This window comes from Photobacterium sp. Ph5 (assembly GCF_022129445.1).
In the GTDB taxonomy this organism is placed as follows: domain Bacteria; phylum Pseudomonadota; class Gammaproteobacteria; order Enterobacterales; family Vibrionaceae; genus Photobacterium.
The window spans coordinates 1-11155 of record NZ_JADQAQ010000080.1; the positions used below are offsets into that span (position 1 = coordinate 1).

Sequence of the window (11155 nt, forward strand, 5' to 3'; positions counted from 1 at the left end):
CGTTATTACTAATATTGTAGTTGCAATAACGGGGCGGACCATACATTTTTGTTTAGAATAAAGGGGCACTAGATTAATGATGAATGCGATAATCAACCTATTTGTCATATGACAACTCTCGAAAATGAACAAATTTAAAGTGAGGGTTAATTTAATCGAGGTGATTTCGTATTTGTTTGTGCTTTTATTGGTTGATAACCTTTAATTTTACTGTTTTTAAATAATAGAAAATAAAAGCATATAAAATGGCGGTATAAAATTGCTTAGTTTATGGTTGGACTGGTTTTTATTTGATCAATTAAATAAAAAACACTCGCCATTTTATGTTTTTTTGTGAATTTTATTTTTATTTTATTTTTTACCGTGTGTTTTTATTCTTCTTTTTGGTTGTTTTTTGCTCTTTTGGGGCGTTGTTCAACTGAAAAATTGAACTTTTTTTCTTATAAATTGTGAATGGTGTTCATTTGGAGATTAATTAAGTTGTTTCATTTAACAGTCATGAAACTGCGTGCTAATTTTGTCGCCACTGATTTATGGATACATGCTGTTGTATACGGTCTATAACTTCTCTTTTTAGTAATGAAGTAAAAGAACGGTAGTTAAGTAGGCAGCTTGTTTAAAAGTAAAAACAATTAGGAAATATAATGAAAAAGAATGCACTAAGCCTTCTAGTGGCTCTATCTGTTCTAGCTCCTGTAGCAGCACAAGCAGCAGTTCAACTTCCAGCTGGTACTCAAGAACTAGGTGTTCAAGGTAATGCTAAACTAGGTAGCGGTTGGGATCTAAACCTAAACGGTTCTTACGGTACATTCGTAAAAGATAACTGGGAAGTGGGTGGTACTGCTTCTGTTCGTGCTCAAGATAAAAATGATGCAATCAGCGGTAAGCTAGGTGTGTTCACTGAGTACAACTTCGTAAACTCAACTAACTGGGTTCCTTACGTAGGTGCTGCAACTGAATTAGCTGGTCTAAGCTACGATGAAGTTAATGGCTCTAACGGAGATCTTGGTAAAGATGGTGACTCTTGGGCTCTTAACATCAAACTAGCTGCGGGTGTTAAATACTTCATTAACCCTAACGTTGCTCTAACTGCTGAAGCTAACTACAACATTGCTACTGACGACATCGACTTCGATGGCGACAAAGCTAAAGACAGCTTAACAAACATCGTATTCGGTACTCGTTTCTACTTCTAAGTTTAAACAGTATTACGGTGTAATAAAAAACCCGCTTTTAGCGGGTTTTTTTGTATCTAAAAATGGGTGGCATGATAGCGAAATAGTGGAATAAACCTTTGATTTATTAAAATATTAGCATGTTGTTTATGATACAAAGTCAATGAGGTACGAAACACTGATTGTATATGCCTATAACTAAAAAAGTCTGCTTATCCCTCACTTTTATTGTGCAGAGTGTAAACAGACTTTTGTTAGATACTACTTGTTACAACATAGCTTTGTTTTTCTTAAAGCGCTTTAGTAACCAACTGCTTGATAAGCTAACAATCGCAATGGCTAAGGTAATAAATGGCGCTACCATTAATATCATTGTTGTTACTTTGGCAATCTTTTCAGGAAGAAGCGTTAATAAATAACCTAATCCGGTTAATAGTAATACCCAAGCGGTAGCACTTAACCAAGCAAAACGGAAAAAGTGAGCTTGATTTTTAATCCGAAATCCCATCATTAAAGGTAGTAAAGGGCGGACAACAGGAATAAATCGCGCGGTAAACAGCGCAATAATACCATGTCGGATAAGCAAATTATCTACAGTCTGCATTCGATGAGGAGGCACCATATTCACCCAACCTTTTACTTTTGGTAGGTGATCAAGCCATCGACCTTGTAAATAAGCTAGCCAACTACCGATAGCTGATGCCACGATTAATAAAAAAACAATCAATTTAAAATCGATGATCCCCATCGCACCTAATGTGCCAGCAAGAATAACAATGCTATCACAAGGTAGAGGAGCTGCTGGTAAAAATGCACTTTCTAACCAAATAACGAATGTTACACAAACATAAATCATTATTATGCTTTCTGGGTTTTGTAATGCAACAAAATCTTGGTGCCAGAGCGCAGAAAAAATAGATACAAATGAATCAAGCATCTATGCGTGTCCTTGTAATAAAAGTATAAAAATAAGAAGTCGAGTGATGTTAGCGAAACAGCAATTCTCGGCTATGCGTAAAACGAAATTGAAAATTGGCAAGCGGTAAAAGTTTTTTTCGTTTTAAACAAGATTTTTCTATAGGTATCAATATGTAAGTGAGTAAAACATTACTCTTTTGTTGTAACAAAGCAAGCAAATGATCACGTTGATGAGATAATGTAACGCTCACCAGTTTAGGTAATGAGAGTAAAGTACGGTAGCGCTGCGTCGAAGATAAAAGATAGGGGTCAACAGACGTTATTGGTGTTGTTTGTTCTAGGTACAGAGTTGTTATCAGATCATTAGCTTTTGCAGACACGTTGTGATGAAAAAAAGCGCAACAGAGCAATAATAAGAAAACGTATAATCGTTGAATACACGGCATTGCTTTATCTTAAGTTAAGGTGATCTGCAGCGTTATTAGTACTGAAAATCCAATCTAAAAGCAAACGTTTAGTTGTGTATAAATATTGCGAACTTACTAAATAGATAGCGAAAAAAGCCCCAGTAACATAATCACTGAGGCATTAGGCTTAATTATTTTTAAGACTATTTAGATTTAATCACTTTCTTCATTTGGGTACCAATGAAAATAAAGCTGAAACCTTCAAATAGTAGTGATACACCAACAAAAATACCCAGTAATGACATGGAGAACTCAGGATTATTCATCAGAGTAAAGAAATAGACACCAATTGCCGTAGAAATTAAGCCACTAATTACAATCCAACGCCAACCTGCAAGGTGTTTACGGCTATTAAAGCCAAATAGCATACGAGTAACACCGTTGAAAATCATTGTGGCAATCATTAGTACAGTGATAGTCACTAAGCCAATAAAAGGTTGGCTTAGAATAAATAACCCGCCAATTAAATAAAATAGCGCACTAATAACGTACCAAATTTTAGTTTTCCAATCAGGAATACTAAAGGTGTGGTAGACCTGTACGAGACCAATTACAAGGAAAATCGTACCGATAATTGTTGTGATTGTCATGCCAGCTGCAATCGGTAAGCTAATTGCAAAAACACCGGCTAATGCGACAATAACACCAACAATAATAAACCATTTCCAGCCTTTGCTAAGCATTGAACTCACTGGATTATCCATAATAAATACCTTAAAAGTAAAAATGTGTAATTTAAATGTTTTCACTAATACTAGACACAATTATTTGATTAGCTAGTAAAATTCCACAGGTAAACAGCAATTTAAGTTTTTGAATACAACATATAGATAGATTGAGCCATGAGTATCAACGAAGGTTGAATTGGCAGTGAAAACTGTGAGAAATGAAACAAGAGAAAGATTAAATGTGTTTTTTTGATCTAAAAAATAGAGAGAAAAGACGAAAGCCTCTCGTCATAGAGGCTTTTGATTCTTTATATTAAAAAAGTCTTGGAATTAGTGAGCCTTGCCAATTCGGAATTTACGTTTATTCCAGCTTCTAACAACAGAATAACGCCATAAACTACGGATGCCAAAATAGCCGATAAGCGCTGATACTACGCTGCAAATAAAACAGCCAAGTAAAAATGGGGGACCAATTTGGCTCATTTGGTTAAGTAGAAAGTCCCATGAAAGCTCAAAATGAAAAGCAACATGAGGGCTATTTAATACCCAAGCACCTAATTTATAAGCACCATAGAATAAAACAGGCATAGTTACAGGATTACTTACCCAGACTAGAGCAACTGAAAGGGGCAGATTTACACCAAATAAAATAGCTAAACCAGCCGCCATAATCATTTGACTAGGAAGTGGGACGAAAGCCATGAATAAGCCAACGGCAAATGCACCTGACGCAGAACGACGGTTTAAGCACCATAAGTTCGGGTTATAAAGTACATTACCAAAGATCTTAAGTGCTTTTTGGCGCTTAATTACTTCATGGCTTGGTAAGAACTTTTTAATAAGATGTCTAGGCATAATTAATATTTATTAAAATGGCGATAACAGTATGTTACAAATAGCATTAGGTATCGCAATAGGTTTTCATTCACTGTATTGGTTATCATTTTTACCACCGTACTGGTGGTATATGACAGCAATAATAGTCAGTCTTGTTATTTTTTATTATTGTAAAAACCATTTTCTTTTCTGGTTTTCAATAAGTGCTTTTCTAGCGGTGTTATGTGCCGAACAATACCTTAAAAAAGTTGAAGACATTCCGCTAAATCGCACAAATCTTATCATAAATGTTCGTATTAGTGCTGTAATAAATGAAAATATACCAATTTCAAATATTGAGGTGGAGGTTGTTGATAATTATTTTCATTCTTCACCTGATATTCCTGTTTTGAATTCATCTCATAAGTTATTGCTGATCTGGCCAGATGCACCAACATTAAAACAAGGTCAGATTTGGCGCCTACCTGTTAAGTTAAGTCGAATTGTTGGGCGTGTAAATCAAGCAGGGTTTGATGCTGAACAATATGCTGTGAGTCGAAATATTCACGGTAAGGCTGTGGTGCGTCATCGATTATCATCGCTTCCATTATTACTTCCATCAAGAATAACTTGGCGACAGCTATTTTATGATAAGGCGTTAAGTTATGTCGAAAATATGCCGAATAAAGCTTACCTATTAGCATTAGCGTTTGGTGACCGAAGTGGGTTAACGAAAGTAGATTGGCTTCATTTAAGAGACAGTGGAACGGCTCATTTATTAGCTATTTCAGGGTTACACATTGCACTTGCCATGTTATTGGGATGGCAAATAGGCCGAAAATGTAAGCTCTTCTTGCCGCAGAAGAGTTACTTTATCTGGTTACCGATGCTGACAGGATTATGTATTGCATTTTCCTATGCGTGGTTAAGTAGTTTCACTACGCCGACCATACGTGCATTAATCATGTGTCTTTTTTTGGGGATCTTGAAAACGACTGGCGTGTATTGGCGACATTGGCAACTATTATTGGCTGCGCTCGCATTAAGTTTATTCATTGAGCCATTCACTATTTATAGTGCTTCTTTCTGGTTATCATTTTATGCCGTTGGTGTTTTAATACTGTTTACGCTAGGGCAGCGTTATTTTGCTGGTGCGAAGGGAGGTGATAACAGATTCTCAAACAAGAGCATTAAAACATCTTTACTACAACTGCTAAAAATACAGATTTGGCTATTGGTATTAATGTTACCGATACAATGGTTATGGTTTGGTGGTGTATCGTTGGTCGCTCCTATTGCTAATGCTGTTGCCGTTCCTATAGTTTCTATCGTTACTGTTCCTTTGGTGCTATTGGCATTAATTACGTTATGGTTTCCACCTGTATCATCATTGCTTTGGCAATGTGCTGACTGGTCTTTAATTCCTATCATTGAAGGGATCCAATGGTTGGAAGGTGCGTGGTATCCATTATCAGTGAACCTAACGCCTTTACTTTGGGGAGCCATCGTTATTTTTGTGGCATTGATATTATTGCCTTTATCTTCATTTAAGTGGTTATATAGCTCTGTGGTAGTAATTACATTGTGTTGGTTAATCAAAGAGCCGGAAAAGCCGCATTGGAAAATGTTGGTACTCGATGTTGGGCATGGATTAGCGGTATTGATTATTAAAAATGACAAGGCTGTTTTATATGATACAGGGAATCGCTGGGAGGATAGGGCGGTTGCTGAAACCACTATTTTACCGATTCTGGCACAGCTAGGTATAAAGAAATTAGATTATTTAATTATTAGTCATGATGACAGTGATCATGCGGGTGGAAAAACAATCATTATTGAAAAGTTATCACCGCAATATAAGTACAGTAGTAACTTTGAGAAGGGTTATTTGCCATGCCAGAAAGATCAAAAATGGTATTGGCAAGGTTTAACTTTCACTGTTCAATGGCCGTTGCAACGCGTATATCATGCTCGAAATCCTCATTCATGCGTTATCCATGTTCAGGCAAGTAACCTTCAAGGTCCATCTGTGTTATTAACGGGTGATATTGATGCGATTGCCGAGTTGATGATGTTAAAAAATGTACCAACACTGGACGCTGATATTTTGTTAGTGCCTCATCATGGTAGTAAAACTTCATCAACACATACATTTATTGATACGATTAATCCCTCATTAGCGATAGTTTCAACGAGCTTTTATAACACATGGAATTTGCCTGCAAAAAGTATTAAAGCGAGGTATCAGAAACGAGGGATTGAATGGTTATCAACAGGAAAATCGGGTCAGGTAAGCGTTACGATTAACGATCAAAACTACCAGGTTATTACAGAGCGAAAACGGCCCGCTACACAATGGTACCGCCCTAACTGGTTATGATTGTTGTGTTTTTAATCAGAGAGTTAATAAGAAAAGTAAAATACACCTCGAAGTTGTGTTTTTTTTGCTCGAAAAATAAATTTTTCAAAAGGATGAAGTACAAATTTGGTAGAGCGGGAAGTTAAGGGTAGAATATAAAAACTGTATTAGAAATAAATTGGTTTTCATGACTCAATCAACAGAAAAATCATCAAGCGAAACGTACAAACGTTTATGGCCCTATATTAGCATTTATAAAGCTGGTCTTGCTGTTGCAATTATCGCGCTTATCATCAATGCGGTTGGTGATACCTTAATGCTTTCAATGATCAAGCCGTTGCTTGATGAAAGCTTTGGCGGGCTTGATAAAATCGATTCTGACTTCCTAGCGATGATGCCAATCTATTTAATTGGCTTAATGATCTTGCGTGGTGTGAGTGGATTTGTTTCCACTTACTGTCTATCTTGGGTTTCTGGTAACGTCGTGATGAGTTTGCGTCGTCAGTTATTCCAACACTTCATGAAAATGCCTGTTGCTTTTTTTGATAAAGAATCTTCAGGGGCATTGTTATCTCGTATTACTTATGATTCAGAGCAAGTTGCTTCTGCTACCAGTAGTGCACTTGTAAGTATTGTCCGCGAAGGGGCATCAATAATTGGCCTAATGGCATTGATGTTCTGGAATAGTTGGCAGTTATCAGCAATCTTAATTGTGATCGCGCCTGTTGTTGCAATCAGTATTCGTATTGTATCAAAGCGTTTTCGTAAAATTTCGCGAGATATGCAAGATGCGATGGGATCTGTTACCTCATCTGCAGAACAGATGCTAAAAGGTCATAAAGTAGTATTAAGCTACGGTGGTCAGCAAGTCGAAAAAGAACGCTTTGATAATGTGAGTAATCAAATGCGTCGTCAGAGTATGAAGCTTGTTTCTGCTCAAGCGATTGCTAACCCAGTGATTCAGGTTATTGCATCTGTTGCTTTAGTTGTGGTGCTTATTTTAGCCAATACACCTTCATTACGTGCAGAACTAACCCCAGGTACCTTTGCTGTTGTATTTGGTGCAATGTTCGGGTTAATGCGCCCACTAAAAGCGCTAACTAACGTTACATCTCAATTCCAACGTGGTATGGCAGCATGTCATACTCTGTTTGAATTAATGGATTTAGAAACTGAAAATGATAACGGTAATGTTGAAGTTAAGCGTGTGAAAGGCGATGTAGAGATTAAGAATGTTACCTTTACTTACCCAACCAAAGATACTCCAGCATTGCGTGATGTCAGCTTTACTCTACCGGCAGGTAAAACGCTGGCCTTAGTTGGGCGTTCAGGTTCGGGTAAGAGTACTATTGCGAACTTGCTAACGCGTTTTTACGATATTGATTCTGGTGAAATTAATCTCGATAGTGTTGAAATCCGCGACTACAAATTAGCCAACCTTCGTGATCAAGTGGCGGTTGTTTCACAAAATGTACACTTATTTAACGACACGATTGCGAATAATATTGCTTATGCAAGCCACGATGCTTTTAGCCGTGAAGATATTGAACGTGCCGCAGAGCTTGCCTATGCCATGGACTTTATTAAAGACATGGATAAAGGGTTAGATACGATTATTGGCGAAAATGGTGTTAGTTTATCGGGTGGTCAACGTCAACGTCTTGCCATTGCTCGTGCATTGTTACGTAATGCGCCTATTTTGATTCTTGATGAAGCAACGTCGGCACTGGATACTGAATCTGAGCGTGCAATACAAAGTGCACTTGATGAACTTCAAAAAGATCGTACGGTACTGGTTATTGCCCACCGTCTATCAACGATTGAAAATGCGGATCAAATCCTAGTGGTTGATGATGGTGAAATTGTTGAGCGTGGAACACATACTGAGTTAATCAGCCATGATGGTGCGTATGCACAACTTCACCGTATCCAATTTGGTGACTAATGGCATCCCTTATCGAAAAAATGTGGTTTCAGTATCCGCCTAAAGGGTGGATGCTGTTACTTTATATTCTGCTTTGGCCTATATTCTGGCCGTTAAGTCGATTATTTGGCGTGATCAGCCAAAATAAAAGGCAACAATATGCCACAGGAAAAAAAGCAGCGTATAAAGCGCCGGTTCCTATTGTTGTAGTCGGTAATATTACCGCAGGCGGTAACGGTAAAACGCCGGTTGTGGTATGGCTGGTGGAACAACTTCAAGCTCAGGGGCTAAAACCGGGTGTTGTTTCACGTGGTTATGGTGGTAAAGCGCCGTATTATCCATATTTCGTTGAAGCAACAACCAGCACAGATATTGCAGGTGATGAGCCAGTATTAATTCAGCGCCGAACGCACGCGCCTGTAGCTGTTGCACCTAAACGCAGTGAAGCCGTCAAGATGCTATTAGATCACAATGTTGATGTGATCATTACTGATGACGGTCTTCAACATTATGCATTGGAACGCGATATTGAAATCGTAGTCATTGATGGTCAACGTCGTTTTGGTAACGAGCATTTATTACCGTTAGGGCCGTTGCGTGAAACGTGTGAACGCTTAAAAGACGTTGATTTTCTTATTTGTAATGGTGGTTCAGCGCAAGCGAATGAAGCATCAATGACATTAATCCCAACAGAGTTAATTAATGTAAAAACAGGTAAGCGATGTTCGGTACGTGACTTACAAGATATCGTAGCGATAGCTGGTATTGGTCATCCACCACGCTTTTTTTCTACCCTAAATCAATTAGGTGTAACGCCTGTGTTGTGTCAGCCTTTTGCTGATCATCAAGCATTTGAAAAACAAATATTGTTAGAGTTAGCCCATCAAGGGCAACATTTAGTAATGACTGAAAAAGATGCCGTGAAGTGCTACGAATTTGCTGAAGATAACTGGTGGTATTTACCTGTTAATGCAGATATCGGTCAGCCTCAGGCAACAGACATTATTAAACGGATCATTGAGGTAAAGGAAACGTATGGATCACCGTCTGCTTGAAATCGTTGCTTGTCCTGTATGTAAAGGCAAGTTGAATTACGATAAAGAAAATAATGAGCTTGTATGTAAATTTGATCGTTTAGCTTATCCTATTAATGATGGCATTCCAGTTTTACTTGAGCCAGAAGCACGTACGTTAAGCTCTGATGAGGTTAAATAATGACATTCACGGTTATTATTCCTGCGCGTTATCAGTCTACACGGTTACCGGGTAAACCGCTGGCAGATATTGTTGGTAAGCCAATGGTGCAGTGGGTTTACGAGCAAGCGCTAAAGTCTGGTGCTGATCAAGTGATTGTGGCAACTGACGATCAACGCATTGTTGATGTCGTTAAAGGTTTTGGTGGTGAGGTGTGTTTAACACGTGCAGATCATGAATCAGGTACTGAGCGTTTAGCTGAAGTAGTTGAGAAGTATCAGTTAGCCGATGATCATATTGTCGTTAATGTACAAGGAGATGAGCCTCTTATTCCTGATACTATTATTCGACAAGTTGCTGATAATATTGCACATAAAGACGCACCTATGGCAACACTTGCTGTTGAAATTGATCACCATAATGAAGTGTTTAATCCAAACGCAGTAAAAGTGGTTACCGATAAAGACGGTTATGCGCTCTATTTTAGCCGCGCCGCTATTCCGTGGGATCGTGATAACTTTGCTAAAGAGCCACGTATTGTTCACCACAATTTACTACGTCACATTGGTATTTATGCCTACCGTGCAGGTTTTATTAAAACCTACATCAATTGGGAACCAAGTGCGTTAGAGCAAATTGAATCTCTAGAGCAACTACGCGTTCTTTGGTACGGTGAGAAGATCCACGTTGATGTGGCGATTGATGCGCCAGCGCCAGGTGTTGACACACCAGAAGATCTAGAAAAAGTCCGTCAGATCGTAGGTTAAAAATACAATAACAAAAAAGCCTAAACACTGTTTAGGCTTTTTTATTTGTCTTGATTATGGAATAGAGATCAGGCTTTATATCTGTTAAATACAAAGTAGTAAGTTATAAGTGTTACAGTGTTAACGTCACTTGGTTTAATGGTTTTGATGAAATAAGAAGGAAGGAATCCATGGCATTTATTAAGAAGTTATTTTTAAGCCAATGGAGCACTGATTTTCGCTACGTAAAACCTGCGATAAAAAATCAAAATGATCATGTAAAACAAGTCTGGAATGACGAAAAAGAAAATACATTTGGCATTGAAAGATTATTCAAAATTTTTCTTGTTCTATCATCATATATTTTTCCTGGGCTGTATATTCGACATATCTCTGGTAAGTTTGGTTTATTAGCAAGGAAAATATGTTCCGAAGTTTATGTAATTATTAAATTAATAACACCGATATTGATTTTTAATTTTAACCTTGAATCATCACCATTCGCTATTTTATTTATATCTTATTTACTATTAGAAACGTTGCTTTATTTATTAAGTATCATTTTTCTTTCAGATATCTATAGCCCGCCAATATCTAAAAAGCGTTCATTTTTAATGTTAGTTATTAATTATATCGAAGTCTGTTTAGGTTTTGCTGTTTTATATAAAGCGACAGGTGGCGTGAGCAATCTTGTCTCAAATTTTGATGCGATATATTTTAGTTTTATTACGGCGACAACAATAGGGTATGGGCACATGGCACCAATCGGGCATGATGCGAAAGCCTTGGTGATATTACATGCAATGTATAACTTTATATTTATAGGTTTAATTTTACCTGATTACCAGCGAGACTCAGCCAAGGTTAATAATTTCTCTGGCATCGGTG

General features: G+C 37.7%; 10 protein-coding genes. 7 read left to right on the forward strand and 3 right to left on the reverse strand.

Features of this window, described 5'->3' with window-relative positions; all coding sequences use genetic code 11:
• Positions 1 to 644 precede the first annotated feature (644 nt).
• Positions 645 to 1196 carry an outer membrane beta-barrel protein gene (locus I3259_RS19220; RefSeq protein WP_238031307.1) on the forward strand — a complete coding sequence of 184 codons (552 nt, stop codon included), beginning with the start codon at positions 645 to 647 and terminating at the stop codon, positions 1194 to 1196.
• Positions 1197 to 1443: 247 nt separating this feature from the next.
• Here I3259_RS19220 and I3259_RS19225 read toward each other — a convergent pair whose 3' ends face one another.
• The 3 genes from I3259_RS19225 to I3259_RS19235 all read right to left on the reverse strand — a co-directional run bounded on the left by I3259_RS19225 (position 1444) and on the right by I3259_RS19235 (position 4083).
• Positions 1444 to 2112 carry a DedA family protein gene (locus tag I3259_RS19225; RefSeq protein WP_238031308.1) on the reverse strand — a complete coding sequence of 223 codons (669 nt, stop codon included), beginning with the start codon at positions 2110 to 2112 and terminating at the stop codon, positions 1444 to 1446.
• A 591-nt stretch (positions 2113 to 2703) separates the two neighbouring features.
• A complete protein-coding gene (locus tag I3259_RS19230; RefSeq protein WP_238031309.1) occupies positions 2704 to 3264 on the reverse strand; it encodes a DUF308 domain-containing protein in 561 nt (186 codons plus the stop codon).
• Between the two features lie 294 nt (positions 3265 to 3558).
• Positions 3559 to 4083, reverse strand: a complete 525-nt coding sequence (locus I3259_RS19235; RefSeq protein WP_005367135.1) for a DUF2062 domain-containing protein — start codon at positions 4081 to 4083, stop codon at positions 3559 to 3561.
• Positions 4084 to 4114: 31 nt separating this feature from the next.
• Between I3259_RS19235 and I3259_RS19240 the strand changes: the two genes are divergently transcribed.
• From I3259_RS19240 to I3259_RS19265, 6 genes are all read left to right on the forward strand, one after another.
• On the forward strand, positions 4115 to 6424 hold the full coding sequence (locus I3259_RS19240) for a DNA internalization-related competence protein ComEC/Rec2 (RefSeq protein WP_238031310.1): 2310 nt from the start codon (positions 4115 to 4117) through the stop codon (positions 6422 to 6424).
• Positions 6425 to 6590: 166 nt separating this feature from the next.
• Positions 6591 to 8348, forward strand: coding sequence for a lipid A ABC transporter ATP-binding protein/permease MsbA (msbA, locus tag I3259_RS19245; protein ID WP_238031311.1), 1758 nt, complete (start codon positions 6591 to 6593; stop codon positions 8346 to 8348).
• On the forward strand, positions 8348 to 9382 hold the full coding sequence (lpxK, locus tag I3259_RS19250) for a tetraacyldisaccharide 4'-kinase (protein WP_238031312.1): 1035 nt from the start codon (positions 8348 to 8350) through the stop codon (positions 9380 to 9382). Before msbA ends, lpxK begins: the two co-directional genes overlap by 1 nt.
• The gene (locus I3259_RS19255; protein WP_238031313.1) at positions 9363 to 9542 is read left to right on the forward strand and encodes a Trm112 family protein; all 180 of its coding nucleotides are present in this window, start codon (positions 9363 to 9365) and stop codon (positions 9540 to 9542) included. Before lpxK ends, I3259_RS19255 begins: the two co-directional genes overlap by 20 nt.
• A complete protein-coding gene (gene kdsB / locus I3259_RS19260; RefSeq protein ID WP_238031314.1) occupies positions 9542 to 10288 on the forward strand; it encodes a 3-deoxy-manno-octulosonate cytidylyltransferase in 747 nt (248 codons plus the stop codon). The genes I3259_RS19255 and kdsB overlap by 1 nt, the downstream gene beginning before the upstream one ends.
• Positions 10289 to 10458: 170 nt before the next feature.
• The coding region (locus I3259_RS19265; RefSeq protein ID WP_238031315.1) for a potassium channel family protein at positions 10459 to 11155 on the forward strand (697 nt) is incomplete at its 3' end.